Below are 19,101 nucleotides of genomic sequence, written 5' to 3'. Positions count from 1 at the left end.
GCTATTCATTCGGTGACTCCACTCAGCTTTCGAGCCTAACTGTCCGGGCTCCGGCGACGCTATGGAGAGTCCACACAACCGCCCGGATCTGTCGGAAACGACACCTCCGGGTCGGCAGAGGTGGAACTTCCGGCGAGGCGAGTTGACCGCGAGGCCCGGGAACGGTTGACGGCGACCCGGCACTGCAAACCACAGGTGACGCCGGCCTGGCTGTCGAACCGCCGCGTCGTCAGAGAGGCGAACCAGGCCCGCCGGACGACGCGTTGACTGCACGGGCCAGCCGCGCTCCAGCGGGTTGGTCGGCCCCGCCAGGCGATCGCCAACGGTGCACCCCCGCATGATCAGTGCCCGGTCATTGGCCGAGGAAGGCGGCCAGACCGTCGAGGACGCGCGCGATGTCGGTGTCGTCGCTGTAGGGGGCCAGGCCGAGCCGAAGCGCGTGCTCGTCGTCCAGGCCGAGCCGGCGGAACGGCTCGTATGCGTAGAAGGATCCGGCGGGGGCGAGCACGTCACGGCTCAGGAGGAACTGGTACGCGTCCCAGGTCTTCCGGCCGGGCAGGGTGGCCAGCAGGGTAGGGGTGCGGTCGGCGGCACGGGAGTGGACCACGACATCGGCGCCCAGTGCCGCGAGTCCGTCTTCGAGTACACGGCGAAGGCGCATCTCGTGCTCGTCGATGGCATGCAGGGAGGCCCGCAGCCGCTCCCGCCGCGAGGAATTGCCGTCCGTGGTTTCGGCGGCCGAGGGGGTGATCCCGGCGAGGAAGTCGACGGCGGCGGTGGCACCGGCGAGGATCTCGTAGGGCAGGGTGCCGAGTTCGAAGCGTTCGGGGACGGCGTTGGTGGAGGGGAGCAGCTTGTCCGGATGCAGGGTCTCGAGTAGCTCGGGGGAGGCGGCCAGGACGCCGCAGTGCGGGCCGAGGAACTTGTACGGGGAGCAGACGAACAGGTCCGCGCCGAGGGCGGGGACGTCGACGAACTGGTGCGCGGTGTAGTGCACGCCGTCGACGTACACCAGCGCGCCGACGGTGTGTGCCGCGTCGGCGATCGCCCGTACGGCGGGCTTGGTGCCGAGCAGGTTCGACGCCGCGGTGACGGCGACCAGCCGCGTCCGCTCGGTGATGGCGGCCTCGACGGAGGCGGGTTCGATGTCGGCGGTGGTGGGATCGATGTCGATCCACCGCACGACCGCGCCGGCGTTCTCGGCGGCGATCACCCAGGGCCGGACGTTGGCGTCGTGGTCGAGTCGGGTCACGACGACTTCGTCACCCGGGCGCCACTGTTTGGCGATCATCCGGGAGAAGTCGAAGGTCAATTGCGTGGCGCTGCGACCGTGGACGATCCCGCGGGCGGGAACGCCGAGCAGGTCGGCGTAGGCCTGCCGGAACGCGGTGACCGCGGCGTCGGCGTTGGCCTCCGACACCGCGCCCGTGCCGCGGTTGGACAGCGGGCTGGTGATCGTGGCGGCGATCGCGTCAGCGACCGGCTGCGGCGTCTGCGTGCCGCCCGGACCGTCGAAGTGCGCGATGCCCGAGGCCAGGGACGGAAACTGTGCCCTCAGCGCAGCGACGTCGAAGTCGGTCATTGTCGGTCTCCTGAGGGTCGGGCCGCATCGTGGCGGTCGGGCTAGCGCCGAAAGCCTGAAGGGTGATCGGCTGCTGCACCCCGTCCGCTGCACCCCTTCTCGTCGGTGCATGCAATATAATGCAGATCATCATCGTGGGCAATGCGCGGCATGCCGCAGCCGGCCTCCGATGCACGAGTCACGCCCGCCAGACTGAGTGCGGAGGTGTCGATGGAGGCCAAGGCCGGCTGGAGCGACCCGTTCATCGAACGGGTCGGCCAGGAGGTGCGCCGGCGCCGCCAGGAGGCCGGCATGACGATGCAGCAGCTGGCCGACGCCTCCGGGGTGAGCGTGCGAATGCTCAGCCACATCGAGCACGGCGAGGCCAACCCCAGCCTGGTCACCGTCGCCAAGATCGCCCACGCCCTCGGCACCGATTTCGCGTCCCTGGCCCGCGAGACCCGGCCCGGTTCACTGGTCGTCAACGCCCCTGGCACCGCGACCGGCATCTGGTCCTCGGCGGCCGGAAGTCACGCGGTGCTGTCCACCGCGAGCACAGTGCGCCCCTCGGCGGCCTTATGGCACTGGACTCTCGTCTCCGGGGACTCTTACCAGGCCGAGCCGGATCCGCCGGGCAGCGAGGAGCTGTTTTTGGTCATCAGCGGAGTCCTCACCCTGGTCGTCGACGGCCACGACGACACGGTTCTCGACCCGGGCGCGTCAGCGCGGCTCGCCACCGACCGGGGATACGGCTACCGGAACGACGGCAGCGAACCTGTCAGCTTCGTCCGCGTCACCCACGTCACCGCTCACTAACGTCACGGCGTTCTGCTTCAGGTGGGGATGGCGGTGAGGGTGACCAGACCACCGAGGTGGTCCATCCGTTCCTGGAATCCGCGCGGCGGGATCCACGGCGAGCATCAGGTGCCCGGAAAATTGGGATGTGATGGCTGCGGGGCGGCACGTAAGATCTTCCCCGCGGTGGGCGGCTCCCCGCGGTGCTTCCTTCTCACTTCCTTGACAACTAGCGTCGCGACTCTCCGCCCACCGCTTCGCACAGGAGGTCGCGAGCATGGATCCGCTGGCCGTGGTGCTTTTGCGTCGTACCGGCCGGGTCGCGGTGATGGGCGTGGGCGCCGCGCCTTCGGACGGCGCCGCATGGGTGGCCGCGATCGAGGCCGATCTGGCCGATCGTGGCTGGCTGCTGCGGGACGACCTGAGAAGGGCGGCGGCCCGGCTGCCGGTGGCGGTGCGGGTCCGGTGGGCCGACTGGCTGCTGGCGACCATTGACGAGCTGGTTGGCGCGGACCGTCCCATGCTTCCGCTCTACCGTTCGTTTCCCGACACCCCGCGCGATGTCGAGGCGGTCTACGTGCGGCGGCTGCTCACCCATCTGTTCGCCGTGCCCGGGGCGCCCTGCGTGCTGTGTGGCCGCGAGGACGGTGGTGCTCCGCTCGACCCGTGCGGTCACCCCGTCTGCTCGGCCTGTTTTCCGCCGGAGCAGGTCACCGGATGCCCCGTCTGCGGCCGCCGCCTGGCGGCGGACAACACGTACCTCACCATCGTCGAGCCCCCGTCTCCGATACGCCGCCCGCCGGCGCGAGCCGGCGCGCCGATCGAAGACGCCGACGAGCGGCCCGTTCGTGATGCGCCGCCGCTGCCGATGCGGCTTGCCGGGCTTGAGGCGGACCCGGTCGGCGCTGCGGTCCGGGTCAGGGACCAGCTTGTCGCCCGGCCCGCCGCGCTGAACGAGGCCGACCGGGCCGACCTCAAGGTGCTCGTTGAGGCCACCGCGCCGGGCCGGCTCGACTGGCTGCCCGAGGTGGTGCCCGCGCGGGAGACCCTCGCACTGGTCATCGCCGGGGCGTTGCACGCCGCGGCGCTCACCCCCGGCTACCGTGACCTGGTCGGCACCGCCCGGCAGCGGTGGTCGACGGCGACCGACGCGGCGCGGACCCTGTGGGCGTACTCCGGTGGGGATCCGGGGCTGGTCCTGCCGCGGCGGGACGACGAGTCCGCAGCTCCAGGCGCGACCTGGCGTCCGATCGACGAACCTGCCGTGACCGTGCCGGTCACCCGCGTGCGGGCCCTGCCCCGGCCGCTGCGGCGCGCGGTGCTCGCGCACCTGGACGCGTGCGGCGCCGCGATCGCGGCGGAGGATCTGCAGCGGCACCCGACCGTCTGGAAGCGCCTCGGCGAGCGGCTGCACCCGTACGAGAAGGTCACCGCGCACCCGGCGGCGGCCGTCGCCTTTGCCGCGCTGCGCGGCACCCGCACGGCCCGTGCCAGTGCCCTCGGCGCGGCCATGACGGCGGCCTGTGCCCGCGAGCCTCGACACCTCATGCTCACCGAACACTCCGACGGCACGGTCACGGTCCGCCTACGGACACACGCGTCCCTGGTGGAGGAGGCCCTGACCGGCGACGACGTGGCCGGGGCCGCCCGCCTGCTCACCGAACGGCCGGGCGAGCTGTGGCGCCGGCTCGACCACCTGCTACGAGCGGCCGGCGATGACCTGGCGGCACACGCGGCGATCGAGACGGCCGCGCGCCGGACTGCGGCCCGGGTGGCGCCCGGCGTGCTCGCCGCGGCGGCGGCCCAGCTGGCCGGTCGCGCCGACACGGTACGGGCGACGGCCGCCCAGCTGGCGGCGACCGCACGAGCGCGGGCGGCGGCACAGGCCCGCAAGTCCAAGCACACCCCCGCCATCTCGGCGCTCGCCGGCGGGCTGGGCGACGCTCTCCGTGCCGCCGCGCGGCGCCTGCGTGGCGACAGCTCGGCCTCCCTGCGGGAGGTGCTCCGCCCGGCGGGCGAGGTGACCGTACCCGATGAACCACCCGTAGTAGACAGTGTCGTCGAGGAGCCGGGGATCGTCGGTGGCCGGCCCGGCCCCGGGATGCCCCGGCGGGTCTTCTATCCCCGCGGCAGTGTCGTGACCACCTGGACCGAGCCGGAACGGCGCCCGCCGGTGCCAGCGGCCGCGATCACCACGGTACGCGAGCTGGTCGATACGGAGCTGACCGTCCGCGCTGCCCGGCTCGGCCGGTTCGACGTGGCCGTGCTCGACGCAGCCCTGGCCGAGGTGCCCGCGCCGATGCGGGAGCGGGCCGCCTCGGCGCAACTCGCCGGGTGGCCACGGGGCAGCGTGCGGGCCCTGCCCGACGCCGAGGTGCTGCGGCTTTTCCTGCACTGGGAGGAACCGAACGCCACACGGGTCGACCTTGACCTGTCCTGCGTGTTCTTCGACCAGGATTGGCAGCGGGTCGGGCACTGCGACTTCACCCAGCTGCGTTTCGCCGACGACGGCGCGATCCACTCCGGTGACCTCACCTCCGCCCCGGCCCCGCTCGGGGCCACCGAGTTCCTCGACCTGCACCTGGCCCGTCTCGTCGAGTGCGGCGTCCACTACGCCGCGCCGATCGTCCTCAGCTTCAACGCCGTGCCGTTCGAGGCCCTCACCGAGGCGATCGCCGGCATCATGCTGCCCCTCAGACGAGGGGAGCGATTCGACGGGGCACGGGTGGCGCAGCGGTTCGACCTGCACGGCAACGCCCGGATGCTGCTACCGATGGTCGTGGACCTGCACGCCCGGCGGCTGCTCTGGACCGACCTGACCCTCACCGGCCGCAGCTACGGCCACAGCGTCGGCCGGCACGGTGACCAGCTCGCCCGGGCAGCCGCCGACCAGTGGGAGCACTTCCTCGGCGGCCACCGCGCCACGGTCCTCGACCTGCTGGCCTGGCACGCGGCCGGACGCGCCGACCGGATCCTGGTCGGCCACGCGGACCGCACCTACACCGAAGTGCCCGCCGACGTGGCCGCCATCCGCGTCGCGGCGTCGGCGAACACCGGAGAGATCCGGGAACTACCCGACCTGACCGGCCGTCTGGTCCTGGCCGGCGCCATCGACCCCGAGGCCCTCGATCGGCTGGTTCCGTCACCCGGTCCGATCGCGCCGGGTTCGACGGTGGTGCCGGTGACCGGCACGTCCGGTGACCCGTGGACAGTGCTGCGCGCCGACGACCTGCTGGCCTGGTTGGGTGCCGGGTGAGGTGTAAGTACACGGCCATGGGCCGCCCGCTCGGCGTTCCGGCGCGTCTGGTTGGGCCAGGTGGCGAACGTCTTCGGCGCCGAGCACCAGCACCCCACCCGCCGGGTACATGCCGCACCGACAGCGTCGTCAGCCGCCCGCTGATCGGCTGAGCCCGCGCCGCCGGTTGCGGCGCGTGCCCTCGTCGGTGATCCCGGCCCGGGGCACCTACCCGAGGGCTGAAGGTGCTGACCAGCTACCGGGTACGCGGCCCGGGCACCGCCGAAGACGCGGAAGTCGCCGAGGTCTCGGTGCTCGGCTCCATGGGGTAGGGGTCAGCGCCCAGCGCGGCGAGCGCCCGGTCGGGCCCGGGAGGAGAAGGCCGCCGCACCGGATCGCGCCGGTGCGGACCGCGTCGAGGTGGTCGGCGTCGGCTTGCCGCCGCCGCGTCGGCCCCGGCCGCCGTGAGCGGGCTGCGCCTCGTGCCGCGGGCCGGCGGGCTGCGGCGCGGGCTGGGGGACCAGCATCCGTTCCCCCGGGGCGAGCTCGCGTAGCAGCGCGTCACCCGGGCGCAGCCGGGTCGTGGTCGCCGTGATACCCGCCTTACGGGTGAGTTCCCGCACCTCGGGCACCTGCCCGTCGGTCATCAGCGTGACGACGGTCCCGGCCGCGCCGGCCCGGGCGGTACGGCCCGAACGGTGCAGGTAGGCCTTGTGTTCCACCGGCGGGTCGGCGTGCACGACAAGAGCCACGTCGTCAACGTGGATGCCCCGGGCGGCGATGTCGGTGGCGACCAGCGTGCGCGCCTCCCCGTCGGAGAACGCCCGCAGGTTTCTGGTGCGCGCAGCCTGGGCCAGATTGCCGTGCAGCTCGACGGCGGTCACACCTGCCGCGACCAGCCGGCGAGTGAGGGTTTTCGCGCCCCGCTTGGTACGCGTGAACACCACGGTGCGGCCCGGCGCGGCGGTCAGCTCGACCAGCACGGCGAACCGGTCCTCGGCGTGGACGTGCAGGACGTGGTGCGCCATCGCGGCGACCGGCGACAGCGTCGAGTCGACGCTGTGCACGACCGGATCGGTGAGGAACCGCCGTACCAGGACGTCGACGCCGGCGTCCAGGGTGGCGGAGAACAGCAGACGCTGCCCGCCGCGCGGGGTCTGGTCCAGCAGCCGCCGTACGGTGGGCAGGAACCCGAGGTCGGCCATGTGGTCGGCCTCATCGAGCACGGTGATCTCGACGGCGTCCAAGTGCGCGTTGCCAGCCTCGATGTGGTCGGCGAGCCGGCCCGGGCAGGCCACCAGGACGTCAACTCCGGCGCGCAGCCCAGCGATCTGGGGTCGGGCGGCGACGCCACCGAAGATGGTCATCGCGCGCAGCGACAGGGCCTGCGCCAGTGGCGCCATCACGCTGTCGATCTGGGTGGCCAGCTCACGAGTGGGTACGAGGATCAGCGCCCGGGGGCGCCCGGCTCGCCGAGGCGTGGCGGTGGCGGCCAGACGGGTCAGCACCGCGAGTACGAAGGCATAGGTTTTACCCGAACCAGTGCGGCCCCGGCCGAGCACGTCCCGCCCGGCGAGCGCGTCGGGCAGCGTCGCGGCCTGAATGGGGAACGGCCGCTCTACCCCGCTTGCGGCCAGGACGCGGTTCAGCGCGTCGGGCACGCCGAGGTCGGCGAAGGTCAGGGAGTCGGACGAGGTGGTGTGGCGCGGGCGGCTTGCCGCCATGGATGCTCCGAACGTCGAAGGGACGTCCCGCCCGGCGCTGACCGTTTCGGCCGCGGCGCGTGGCGTGGGACATCGAACCCGGCCGCCGTGCTGGGCGGGCCGTGCTGTCAGTCTACTCGAACCCGCTGCCGGACCCTGCTGCCCGCTGACACGCGGTGACCGAGCATCGGATCCGGCCGGTCGGGCACTATGAGATCCGGCTGGTCAGGGCACGATGACCTGCCACCGGCTCTGGCCGTCCATCCATGCCCGGGCCAGGATCTCCGCTGACTGTCGGCCCGGGCACTCGTGGATCTTCGACCGGCCAGCGTCGCCGCCGGCTCGGGCCTCGACCTCCCATGACTCGCCGTCAGTGCGGATGTACACATCGCGACGCCCGCGCGCGGTGCGGTTGCCGTTCCACCAGTGGCGCTCAGTTTTCACCCTCCGACCGTATAGCACCAGATCCGAGGGGGGAACCTTGGCGATCTTGGTAAGCTGCGACCTCGACCAGATGACCGAGCATCTGCGGCGTGGTGACGGCTGGGGCGGTGACCGGGCTGGCGCGGTTCACGGGTCGGCCAGTTGGTCCCGGCGACGAATGAGGTACGCCGTCTCGGCGGTGTTACCGGCCAACTCGATGGCCCGGTCGTACGCCGCCCGTGACTGCGCGCTCCGGCCGAGACGGCGCAGCAGGTCGGCGCGGGTGGCGTGGTAGGCGTGGTAGCTCTCCAGCGGCAGGCCGTCCACCTCCGCCAGCGCGACCTGCGGGCCGTCGAGCTCGGCGACCGCGATCGCCCGGTTGAGCCGCACGATCGGGGAGGGGTCGAGGCGGGCCAACTGGTCGTAGAGCGCGACGATCTGCGACCAGTCGGTGTCACGGACGTCACGGGCGTCGGTGTGCACGGCGTTGATCGCGGCGAGGATCTGGTAGCGCCCGGGCGCACGGCCTGCGGCGAGGCGCGCGCGGACCAGGGCGTGGCCCTCGGCGATCAGCTCGCGGTCCCAGGCGCCGCGGTCCTGCTCGCCGAGGGTGACGAGTTCACCGTTGGCCGACACCCGCGCGGCCCGGCGGGCCTCTGTCAGCAGCATCAGCGCCAGCAGTCCGGCGGCCTCGCCGTCCGCTGGCAGAAGGGCACGGACCAGCCGGGTCAGCCGGATCGCCTCTGCGGTCAGGTCGCTGCGAACCGCGTCCTTCTGGGGGTTCGAGGACAGGTAGCCCTCGTTGAAGATCAGGTAGAGGACGGCGAGAACTCCGGTGACCCGCGCCGGAAGGTCCTCACGAAACGGCACGCCATAGGGAATTCTCGCCGCCTTGATCTTCGCCTTCGCGCGGGTGATCCGCCGGCCCATGGCGGTCTCCTCGACCAGGAACGCACGGGCGATCTCGGGCACGGTGAGCCCGCCGACCATCCGCAGGGTCAGCGCGACCCGCGCCTCCATGGCCAGAGCGGGGTGGCAGCAGGTGAAGACGAGGCGGAGCCGATCGTCGTCGATGGCGCCGAGCGGCTCGGGGGTGTCGAACAGCATCAGCGCCTCCCGGTGTTTCTCCTCGCGCCTCGCCTCGCGCCGGATCCGGTCGATGGCCTTGCGGTAGGCGGTGGTGGTCAGCCACGCGCCGGGACTCGGCGGGACGCCGTCGACCGGCCAGCGTTCGACGGCGGTCGCGAACGCCTCGGCGGCCATCTCCTCGGCGATGTCCAGGTCACCGAGGCGCCGGGCCAGGGTCGCGACCACCCGGGCCCACTCCGCGCGGTGAACCCGGGTGATCACCTCAGCGACGTCGGTCATTCGCCGAGGATGGGTCGAAGCTCGACCCTCCGGTTGCAGCTTTTCGACCCCAGGGCGGCGAGCCGCAGCGCCACGTCGAGGTGGGGAGCGTCGATGATCCAGAAACCGGCGACGAACTCCTTCGACTCCAGGTAGGGCCCGTCGGTGAACACCGGCTCCCCGTCCCGGCCGTCGACGACGGTGGCCGTGCTGGGTGACGCGAGGCCGCCGGCGAAGACCCAGTGGCCGTCGGCCCTGAGCTTGTCGTTGAAGACGTCGATCGCGGCCATCTCCTCCTCAGTGGCGAGGTCGGCCGCATCGAAAAGCACGGACATCAGGTACTGCGCCATCGGGATCATCTCCTGTTGTATGGCCGCCCCCTCGGGCCGCCTTTCACCTCTGCTACGAGCGCCGCCGCCCCGATCCGACACGCTCCGCCGAGACTCTTCGAGAATTTTCGTCGTCAGCTGCCCGTGATCGGGCGGCCTGGTCGCTCGGAAGGCCGAGTATCGACGGCGCGCATCGTGACACAATGCCCGGCATGTCTGGTCGCGCGCTGAGCTTCGGAGCGGTGGCGGAAGCGTACGAACGGTTTCGGCCGGGGTATCCCGTGGCGCTTCTCGACACGGTGATGACCTATGCGGGTCAGCCGGTTCGGACGGCCCTCGAGATTGGCGCCGGGACCGGCAAAGCGACCCGCGTGTTCGCCCAACGGGGGTTCACGGTCACCGCGAGCGAGCCTGACGCGGCCATGCTCGACGAGCTGCGTAAGCACGTGCCAGCAGACGTCATGACTGTGCAAGCCGCGTTCGAGGACCTGCGACCGGGTGAGGGCTACGGGCTGGTCTATGCGGCCGCGGCGTTGCACTGGACGGACCCGCACGGGCGCTGGTCGCGCATGGCCGCGCTCGTGGAGCCGGGTGGGGTGTTCGCCTCGTTCGGCGGGCCACTCCAGCTGGCTGACCCGGATGTTGAGGAAGCTGTGCGGGTGGCTCGGGCACCGTTCTTGGCCAGCGATGACGTTCCGTCTCCAGACGGGACGCCTCCCGGGCATGAGATGCAGTGGCCGGGTACGGAGCTCCAACGGTCTGAGTGGTTCGCCGATGTCCGGCAGTCCGTGATCGAGCGGCGCCTGATGGTGAGCGCCCGCGACTACGTCGGCCTTCTGTCGACCATCTCGGCCTATCTGGAATTGCCGGCCTCCGATCGAGAGCAGGTATACCGTCGGATCCTGCGGGTCCTGCCCGGGACCGTCGAGGTTGCCGCCGACATCACCGTCCATCTCGCGCGTCGACGCCGCGAGCTGTAGTGCGTGGATGACGCAGCCGCCCGGCGAAACCGAGATCACCTGCGGTTGGCGTACGCCTGCTCCCGGGCTTCCGCTGCGATGTGGTGGCCGCCGAGGCGCCTCGGGGAGAGGTGTCCTCGGCGGCCACGACGCCGGTCCGGTGTGGCCGGATCGGTTACGCGGGCTTGGTGAGCAGGCAGCCGCTGACGGTCAGGGTGATCTGGTTGCTGGCGTTGAGGCAGGTGGTGAACCAGTAGACCTCCTGCCCGTAGCTCTGTCCCTTGTAGGCGTGCTTGGTGCCGTTGGCGTCGACCTCACACGGGTTGTTGAGGGTGCACAACGCGCCGTTGTCGTTGCCGGTGTTGTTGATCCCGATGACCTGGCCGGTGGACACCTCCACGATGGGCGAGCCGGAGGTCCCATGGGTGGTGTTGCAGCCGGTGTTGTAGCGGATGGAGTCGCGCCAGGTCCACTGGTCTTCCTTCAGGGTGGCCACGAATCCGTTGATGCTGCAGCTCCAGGTCCGCTTCCAGTAGCCGGACGGGATGAACATGCTGCTGCCGTTGGCCGGGTGGGTGGTGGCGATGGTCAGCGCGGTGACGCCGTAGGTGCTCTTCAGGCTGGCGAAGGTCGTGGTGAGGCGGTAGAGCGAGACGTCGGTACCGGTCATCGTGGCGTAGAGCAGCATGTCGGCGCGGACGGTGCCGAGGGCGCTGCCGCTGGAGCTGAGCAGGGTGCCGGACCGCGTGCTGGTCTTGTTCTGCAGGACGACGCCGTTGGCGGGCATGCCGCCTTCGTAGCAGTGGCCGTTGGTCAGCATCATGGCCCGGTCGGTGTCGAGCGAGGTGGGGTAGCGGACCAGGGCGGCGGAGCAGTTGTTGAGGGCGATGGTGGCGGTGAGGCTGGGGGTGACCGCCGCAGCCGCGGGGGTGGCGGGGCCGCTGATGACGGCTGCGCCGAGGACGGTAGCGCCGAGGATGCTGGCGATACGCCTGAGCATGAGATCTCCTGGGGGTTGGTGAGTGTCTCGAGGTCGTGCAACGCCGGTGCGGGCGGGCCCCGTCCCGGCGGTCGGAGTGGTGGTGCTGGATACGACGGTGGCATCAGGAGACGGGCAGTCGTCGCCACTGAACGGGTCGACGCTGATCCCAGCGTGCCAACAATCGAAAGATTGATACCAAGCGATTAGTCGGGCGGTCAAGCTGGGGCACGCTGATGAGCCCGCCAAGTCGGCGTCAAGTGTGCGCCAGGCGCGGTGCCCGAGAGTCGAGAGACACGAGAACGAGCCGGCCGGAGGAGACCATGGCCACCACGACCCCCCAGCCCGAGCCGAACCTCATCGGCTTTCGGATCAACCACCGCACGATGCGGGCCGACACCCGGCGGCTGGCCGAGCTGCTCAGCCGCGTGGCCGCCGGCCAGATCGCGTACGACCGCCGCCGGGCGACGGCGTTGCGGACCTACCTGCGGCTGCTCTGTGACGGCATCCATCACCACCACAAGATGGAGGACGAGGTTCTCTGGCCGGTGCTGGAACGTTCGGCGGGCGCGGAGATCGACCTGCGGGAACTCAGCGACGACCACGCCGCGCTCGATCCGGTCCTGGACGAGGTGCGGGTAACGGCGGACGGTCTGGTCGCCGCGTTCGCCTCGGGCTCTTCAGGAGCGGGCCGGGTGCACACCGTCGCAGGGCAGCTCGCCGCGGCCCTGACTCAGCTGCGCGATGTCCTGGACGAACACATCGAGGAGGAGGAACGGCTGATCTTCCCGGTGATCCGGCGGTACGTCAGCGTGGCCGACTGGAACACCGTGGAGCGGGCGGTCCGCAAGGGCGGCGCGCTGCGCTTCGAACTGCCCAGGATCGAGCGGTACGCCCGCCCGGAGGAGCTGGACGAGCTGAGGAAGGTCGCCGGACCAGTGCTGCGGCTGATGCTCGTGGCGCTGCGACCGGGGTTCCGACGCCGGGAGGCGACGGTCTTCGGCGGGTGAGGGTCTTCGGTACAGGACGCCATCCGAGCGGCGGCGACCCGGCTCAGCGCACCGCCGCCGGCACGTACGCCGACTCGTCGCTCCACGGCACGGCGCCGACCCTGCGGGCCAGCCGGAGCCCGGCGTCGCGGTGCGCGGCGACGGCCGGGTCGCCCAGCGCGGCGGCGAGCTCGGCGAGGGTCTGGTCCACCGGGCCGAGCGAGATCGATCCGCACTCCAGCCCGGCGAAACGCCCGGCCCACGGCAGCAGCTCGCGGTAGCAGCGCCGCGCGGCCGAACGGTCGCCGAGCCGTGCCGCGACCTGCCCGCGCAGCGTCATCCAGTACAGCCACAGGTAGTCGGGGCGGATGGGGGTCTGGGGCCGCCAGAGCGCCCGGGCCGCATCACGGTCACCGGCGGAAAGCAGCGCGTGGGCCAGCACGTCGTGCGTGTCGTCCGGCACCCGGGCGTGCACCTGCCGGATCTCCTCGATCACCTCGTGCCCGCGCCCCACCGTGCTCAGCACGGTGAACCGGCCCATCAGCCCCATCGCCGCCGCGTTGGGACCGCCGACGCGGCTCATCCGATCGCTGACCTCCGCGTACCGGCGCGACGCCTCGTCCAGATCGCCGGCGAAGAGCGCCCGCAGGCCGGTGAACCACCCCATGACCGCGAGGATCAGGCCGAGCTGACCCGTGGTGGCCTCCTCGATCGCCCGGTCGACGTGGTGGCGTGCCCGATCGAAGTCGGCCTCGGCGAGCGCGGCCTGGTAGAGGATGTGGTGGGCCTCGCACTGGTACGCGGTCAGCCCCGCCGTCTCGGCGACCGCCAGCAGCTCCCGCCCGACGTCGGGCAGCTCGGCTCGGTACGCGGGAGCGACGGTGACGAAGTAACGGGCGTTGAGCGCGCGGCAGAGCACCGCCGGATCGTCCTGTCGGCGGGCCAGCGCGAGGGATTCCCGGGTGACCTCGTCGGCGCGCTGCAGATCGGCGCCCTCGATCTCGAACGCGAGAGTGCTCAGCAGCCGGGACCGCAGCGCCGGCCCGTCGTCGCCCACCCGGGACAGCTCCTGCTCCAGCAGCCGGACCAGTGGCTCGTCGACGGCGCGGTCCGGCCGGATGGTCCAGGTCACCGGGGCGTCGAAGCAGGTCAGCGCGGAGTGGACCGCCTGCGGGTCGCTGATCCCGGCGGCCAGCCGCACCGCTTCGGCGCGCGCGGCGCGGGCGGCCAGCACGTCACCGGCGAGTGCGCTCGCGGTGGCCAGGTGGCAGAGCAGGTCGAGACGGGTCCGGGCCGGGACGGCGGGGGCGAGGTCGGCCGCGCGCAGCGCGCCGGCCCAGTGCGCGGCAGCTTCCCGAGGCGCGCCGAGATCATCGGCCCGGCGGGCGGCGGCGGCCAGGTGGCCGACCGCGTCCTGCGCGGTGGCCGGGGTGAGGGCGGCGAGTGCGTGCCGCCCCAGCGCCGCCACGTCGTCGACGCGCTGCTCCCGCAGCACGGTGAGGATTCGGTGGTGCATCCGGGTGCGGCGCAGCAGTGGGACACTGTGATAGAGCGCGTCCCGCATCAGGGCGTGCGCGAAGCGGATCCGCCCCGGCTCGGGTTCGACGAGCAGACCCGCGGTCACCCCGGCCTCCAGGCCGTCGAGGACCGGCTCCTCGGGGCCGCCGTCGACGGCGATCAGGATGTCGACCTCGGCGTCCGACCCCAGGACGGCGGCGTGCCGCAGCACCGTCTGCGTGGCGGCCGGCAGCCGTGCCAGCCGCCGGGTCAGCACGTGACCCAGCGCGGCGGGGATGCCGTCGAGCGCCGACCCGGGACCTTCGGCCGCGATCAGCTTGGCCAGCTCGATCGTGAACAGTGGGTTGCCCGCCGAGCGTTCCCGGACGGTGCGCAGCAGCTCGGTGTCGGCGGTGTCGACGCCGTGGCGACGCAGCAGCTCGGTGACGGCCGCGTCGTCGAGGCCGCCGAGGTCCAGTTCCACCGCCGGCACGCCGGTGAGCGCGGCCCGGGCCACCACGACGTCGTCGGTCACCTCGTCGGGACGGAATGTCGCCACCACCAGGACGGGCGCCTCAGCGAGGGCAGCCGCGAGGTGACGCAGGATGCGCAGGGTCTCACCATCAGCCCGGTGGATGTCCTCGATCACGACGAGCAGCGGGCCGTGCCCGGCCAGCCGGGACAGGTAGGCGGCCAGCGCCTGGCGGAGGTGGAACTCGTCGTACTGCCCGCGGGTGCCGGCAGGCGTGGCGGCGCCGCTGTCCAGCAGCAGCCGCAGGCCGCGGGCCTCCGACTCGTCGAGCGGAAACCGTCCACGGGCGGCGGTGACCACCTCGTGCCACACCCAGGCCGGTGGTGCGCCCTCCACCTGCGGGCAGGTGCCGGTCGCGGTGGTCCAGCCGTCGGCGGTGAGGGACCCGGCGAGGTGGCGGGCCAGCGTCGACTTTCCGCCGCCCGCTTCGGCGCCGACCCAGCAGATGCCGAGGCCGGCTCCGGTGACGCGGTCGGCCGCCGCGCGCATCCGGGCCAGCTCGCCCGCGCGACCCAGCGGTGGCTGCGCCGCAGGCGGCCGATCGGGTACGGCAGCTGGCGGCTCGGCCTGCCCGACCACGGCCGCCGGCCGGGCGACCCGGGAGACGGGCGGCCCTAGGCGCGGGTCCTGTCGAAGCAGATCCGTCTCCAGGCTCCGCAGCTCGGGGCCGGGGTCGATGCCCACCTGTTCGATCAGCGCGGCGCGCACCGAGCGCAGCACGTCGAGGGCGTCGGCCTGCCGTCCGAGGCGGTACAGCGCTACCGCGAGCAGCATCGCGGCCTGCTCCCGCAGCGGATTGTCCCGGACGTGCGGATCGAGGTCGAGGATCACCTCATCGGCGCGGCCCAGGTCGAGCAGCAGCTTGGCGCGCTGTTCGACGGCGGTCAGCCGTAGCCGGCTTAGCCGTTCACTCTCCCGGTCCGCCCACAACTCTCCGACGAACTCGGCGTACGGCGTGACCCCGCCCCAACCGGCGAGGGCCTCGTCCAGACCGGCCACCGCCGCCTGCGGCTGCGTCTCGACGGCTCGCGTCGCCGTCCGCAGCGCCGCTTCGAACCGCCAGGCATCCACCTCCGGCGTCGGTAGCCGCAGGGCGTACCCCGGGGCCGCGGTGACGAGGATCCGGGCGGGACGGCGGGGAGGGCGATCCGGCTCCAACGCCCGGCGCAGGTTCGACACGTACACCTGCAGCGCGGCCTGGGCCCGCGGCGGCGGGTCTCCCGACCAGAGGTCCTCGATGAGCCGGTCGACCGACACCACATGACCGCCGGCGGCGACGAGCCGGGCCAGCACCGCGCGCTGTCGCGGCGCCCCGAGCTCGATCGGGGTGCCGTTCCGCGTTGCCCACACGGGGCCGAGCACACCGATCGTCGTCACGCCGCAACCGTAGTGAGCCAAGGCCGTCTTGGAGATCCGTTATCCGACAGCCGGCGACTCCCACCCCCACCACCAGCCCGCCAAGACGACGTTAAGGGCCCGCCAACTCCACCGCGGCCTCATGGAAACCGCACCTCGTCCCGTATCCGAGGGACGCCGAAGGAAGGACATCCATGAGACCCACGAAGGGCCTGAGCCACCCACGCCGGTGGCTCGCGGCCGTGACCGGCGCGAGCCTGGTCGTCGCGTTGGCCGGGCCGGCGGTCGCCGCCGACCCCGTCCCGTACGACGAGCAGGCCGTGCACCACACCCTGTTCGCGGCGGTCGTCCAAGTTCGTGACGGCGGCACCCGCGGCCTGCTGGACGCCGTGCTCGCCGCCGAGCTGAGCGACTGGCGCGGCGCGCACCCGGCGGCCGACAGCGCGGCGCTCAACGCCCACCTGAACACCGTCACCGCCCTCGTCGGGCAGGCCGTCCCGGCATCCGACGAGTCACCCCGGAAGCTGCACCTGCTGGGCGCGGCGATGGAGAAGCTCGCCGGCAGCGGCGAAGCAGTCGTCGGCGGCCCGGCGGTCAAGGGGTTGCTCCGCAGCACCACCGGCGAGGAGTTGGCCGGCATCGTGCCGCCGATCGAACAGGTCCGCAGCGGCACCCAGGAGTACCTGTGGGAGATGGTGTCCCGGGGCGCGCTCACCGAGGTGTGGGGCACGCTGCACGCCCGGGCCGCCACCGATCCGGCCCTCGTCGAGGTGTGGAACACGGCGGTCGGCACCCGGCTCGGCATACGCCTCGACACCCCGGCGGACGAACTCGCGCAGCTGCCCGACCTGAGCGGGAACCTCAACCTGTCGGCGATCACCGCGAAGCGCTACGACCGGGACGCCTATCGGGCGGAGATCCAGTCGCAGCTCGACGTGGCGCTCGCCGCGCTACGCGAGCGGACCGCGACCGCGGTGACCGACGTGGTCGCTCAGTCCGACCGGTTCCCGATCGACGGGCCGAACAAGCCGACCAGCGCGGACGAGGCGGCGGCCAAGGCGAAGGCGGAGGCCGACCGCACGCTCAACGAGAAGCTCGGCCAGGCCGTCACCGTCCTCGGCAAGCTCGCCGGGATGGTGGACAAGCAGTTCGGCAAGCAGATCGAGACAATCGCGAAGGCCGTGGTCGGGGTCATCTCGGCGATCACCACGTACACCACGGCGATCTCGGCGGCCGGCATCACCACGGCGGCACTGGCCATGTCGACCTTCACCCTGGTCGGCGGCCTGGTGGGCGCGGCGATGATCCTGCTTCCGCTGTTCACCTCCGGCGGCGGCGCTGACGAGACCACCAGCGCTGAGATCGCGGCCCTGCGCGTGCAGGTCAACCGGCTGGCCGTGGGAATGGACAGGCGGTTCGACCGGATCGAGAAGATGCTGGGCGCGATGTTCGACGCGTTGACCGCCCAACTGGACGCGCTGGCCCGGGACCTCGCCGAGGTACGCGCCCAGCTCACCGTGATCGCCGGCCAGTTGCTCGTGCTCGATCAGCGGGTGGACACCCTCGCGCTGGCCAGCCAGGCGGCCTTCGAGCAGATCGCCCAGCAGCCGCTGAAGGCCAGCGTCGACCGGTACGTGCACCGGGAGGCGCGCACCGGCACGAAGATCGACTCGTTTGCCACCTACTTCGACCAGGCCGACTCGCCGACGCGTACCTTCGCGGCCGACAGCGCCCGGCAGGCGCCGTACGTCGTCCCGACCGGCACGTCGCTCTCCGATCCGGTGGGCACGGTCGGCCTCTACCTGCCGGCCGGGTCGATCGACTACCTCGCCCAGTGGGCCGGCGCCCGGGGCATCGCGCTCACCCCCGCCCCCGGCGACCAGCCGGCCTCCGGGGTGGCCAACCCGTCGGCGTGGCTGCTCGGCGCTCGGGCGAACCTGATCCTGCAACTGCAGAACCCGCAGTACGCCGCCCAGGTCGCCGCGACCGAGACGGAGAGCACGATCGCCGCGGGCGACGCGGTCAACCGTCGGGTGCGGCAGTTCAGCGCGCCGGCCGCGAACGGTGCCACCAACGCCCTGTTCCAGCGGTTGATCGCCGACTACCAGGCGGCGATGGGCCAGTGGAAGTTCGCCCTCGACGAGGTCGGCCGGGCGGTGCGCTGGGCGGAGGGCGAACGCGACTACAACATGTGGGGGAGCGTCGACCAGGACATCCCGGCCGCCGGCCGGATCGCGGACAAACCCAACATCACGCTCTGCGAGGGGCCGACGAGCGCGACCCTCACCACCCCGAACCGGGTCAACCGCTCGGCGCTGCCGAACGTCTACCACCTGGCCAACTACGCGATGGCGCCGGCCTATCGGCCGCAGCTGCGCTCCTGCCTCGACGCGGAGTTCGTCAACGTCGAGGTGAACGACGGCCCGCGCCAGCAGCGGACCAACGGCGACCTGCGGCTGGTCGCCCGGCAGCAGGCGAAGTGGTTCGGCGGCGACTGGCAGGACGTGCGGACGGTGACCTGGAAGACGCACCTGACCGACATCTGCCTGTGGGACCAGCGAGCCAACCCGCCGAGCGGCTACTGCCGGGAACCCGACTACTACATCAACAGCAAGTGGAACTCGACGTACCGGGCGGCGCTGGACAGCAACGGCGTCGTGGTGGACAACGCTGCCGCGCTGGCGCTGGCGCGTACCAAGGCCCAGGCCATGCTGACCGGCAAGCAGCGCTACTTCTACCGGGCGGCGGCGCTCGGCACCGGCGTGGACCGGCCGCCGGCGGGCACCTGGTCGAGCTCGCAGCAGCTCTGGGACGCCGGCAAGAAGGTCTCCGACGCGGTACGGATGCTGCAGATCTTCTCGGACCTGGGCTGGTCGTCGGCGCTGGAGCGGGACGACGTGCTGCACGGCCAGCTCTTCGGCGTCCGGTCGTTGCCGGCGGACTACCGCCTGCCGCGCAGCCAGGACAGCTACAACACCGGCTCGCTGCACCTGTTCAACGCCTACCAGCGGGCGTTGGCGAACTATTCCAGCTGCAAGCAGCAGGTGGAGTGGGACCCGTGCCAGGGTGACGTTTCCGGGCTGAGCCCGCTGGTGCAACAGGAACGGTTCGGTGTCGGTTGCGCCGCGGCCCCGGCCGCGCAGGCGCCGGACGACCCGCTCGGCTCGTGCGTCATCCAGGCCGGGTCGACCGGCGTCGGCATCCTCGCCGACCGGTACGGCTACTGGTCGGGGCGGATCAAGGCCGGCGCCCACCAGGAGGGCCTGGCGGCAGTGAAGGGCGTCGTCGGGCTGCTACGGGCGACGAACATCGCCGTGCACGCGAGCTGACCGCGGCCGGGTCGGGGCCGCCTCCAGCCGCTGGCGCACCGCCGGGTCGGTGCCGGGGAACTCGAAC

General features: G+C 72.2%; 12 protein-coding genes. 5 read left to right on the top strand and 7 right to left on the bottom strand.

Annotated features, from left to right (window positions below):
• Positions 1-352 precede the first annotated feature (352 nt).
• Positions 353-1,582 (bottom strand): cysteine desulfurase-like protein, encoded by a 1,230-nt coding sequence (locus tag ABZ671_RS23740; protein ID WP_357861890.1) that lies wholly within the window; start codon positions 1,580-1,582, stop codon positions 353-355.
• Positions 1,583-1,792: 210 nt separating this feature from the next.
• Between ABZ671_RS23740 and ABZ671_RS23735 the strand changes: the two genes are divergently transcribed.
• Positions 1,793-2,377 carry an XRE family transcriptional regulator gene (locus ABZ671_RS23735; protein WP_357861887.1) on the top strand — a complete coding sequence of 195 codons (585 nt, stop codon included), beginning with the start codon at positions 1,793-1,795 and terminating at the stop codon, positions 2,375-2,377.
• Between the two features lie 256 nt (positions 2,378-2,633).
• Positions 2,634-5,612, top strand: coding sequence for an MXAN_6230/SCO0854 family RING domain-containing protein (locus ABZ671_RS23730; protein ID WP_357861885.1), 2,979 nt, complete (start codon positions 2,634-2,636; stop codon positions 5,610-5,612).
• A gap of 314 nt (positions 5,613-5,926) precedes the next feature.
• Here the strand turns inward: ABZ671_RS23730 and ABZ671_RS23725 are convergent, their stop codons facing one another.
• The 4 genes from ABZ671_RS23725 to ABZ671_RS23710 all read right to left on the bottom strand — a co-directional run bounded on the left by ABZ671_RS23725 (position 5,927) and on the right by ABZ671_RS23710 (position 9,414).
• A complete protein-coding gene (locus ABZ671_RS23725; RefSeq protein ID WP_357861883.1) occupies positions 5,927-7,315 on the bottom strand; it encodes a DEAD/DEAH box helicase in 1,389 nt (462 codons plus the stop codon).
• A gap of 204 nt (positions 7,316-7,519) precedes the next feature.
• Positions 7,520-7,738: a hypothetical protein gene (locus tag ABZ671_RS23720; protein ID WP_357861881.1), complete on the bottom strand. Its 219-nt coding sequence runs from the start codon at positions 7,736-7,738 to the stop codon at positions 7,520-7,522.
• 126 nt (positions 7,739-7,864) lie between these two features.
• Positions 7,865-9,085 carry a DUF6596 domain-containing protein gene (locus ABZ671_RS23715; protein ID WP_357861879.1) on the bottom strand — a complete coding sequence of 407 codons (1,221 nt, stop codon included), beginning with the start codon at positions 9,083-9,085 and terminating at the stop codon, positions 7,865-7,867.
• Positions 9,082-9,414 carry a YciI family protein gene (locus tag ABZ671_RS23710; RefSeq protein ID WP_357861877.1) on the bottom strand — a complete coding sequence of 111 codons (333 nt, stop codon included), beginning with the start codon at positions 9,412-9,414 and terminating at the stop codon, positions 9,082-9,084. Before ABZ671_RS23710 ends, ABZ671_RS23715 begins: the two co-directional genes overlap by 4 nt.
• 191 nt (positions 9,415-9,605) lie before the next feature.
• Here ABZ671_RS23710 and ABZ671_RS23705 point away from each other — a divergent pair, with 191 nt between their 5' ends.
• On the top strand, positions 9,606-10,373 hold the full coding sequence (locus tag ABZ671_RS23705) for a class I SAM-dependent methyltransferase (protein ID WP_357861875.1): 768 nt from the start codon (positions 9,606-9,608) through the stop codon (positions 10,371-10,373).
• Positions 10,374-10,527: 154 nt separating this feature from the next.
• Here ABZ671_RS23705 and ABZ671_RS23700 read toward each other — a convergent pair whose 3' ends face one another.
• Positions 10,528-11,352 (bottom strand): serine protease, encoded by an 825-nt coding sequence (locus ABZ671_RS23700; protein ID WP_357861873.1) that lies wholly within the window; start codon positions 11,350-11,352, stop codon positions 10,528-10,530.
• Between the two features lie 302 nt (positions 11,353-11,654).
• Between ABZ671_RS23700 and ABZ671_RS23695 the strand changes: the two genes are divergently transcribed.
• Entirely contained in the window at positions 11,655-12,341 is a 687-nt protein-coding gene (locus ABZ671_RS23695; protein WP_357861872.1) for a hemerythrin domain-containing protein, read from the top strand.
• A 43-nt stretch (positions 12,342-12,384) separates the two neighbouring features.
• Here the strand turns inward: ABZ671_RS23695 and ABZ671_RS23690 are convergent, their stop codons facing one another.
• Positions 12,385-15,726 carry a BTAD domain-containing putative transcriptional regulator gene (locus ABZ671_RS23690; protein WP_357861870.1) on the bottom strand — a complete coding sequence of 1,114 codons (3,342 nt, stop codon included), beginning with the start codon at positions 15,724-15,726 and terminating at the stop codon, positions 12,385-12,387.
• A gap of 173 nt (positions 15,727-15,899) precedes the next feature.
• Here ABZ671_RS23690 and ABZ671_RS23685 point away from each other — a divergent pair, with 173 nt between their 5' ends.
• Entirely contained in the window at positions 15,900-19,034 is a 3,135-nt protein-coding gene (locus ABZ671_RS23685; RefSeq protein WP_357861868.1) for a hypothetical protein, read from the top strand.
• The last annotated feature ends 67 nt before the right edge of the window (positions 19,035-19,101 follow it).

The sequence above is a fragment of the Micromonospora sp. NPDC006766 genome (assembly GCF_040636055.1).
In the GTDB taxonomy this organism is placed as follows: Bacteria; Actinomycetota; Actinomycetes; order Mycobacteriales; family Micromonosporaceae; genus Micromonospora.
This window is presented reverse-complemented; position numbering and strand designations above follow the sequence as displayed.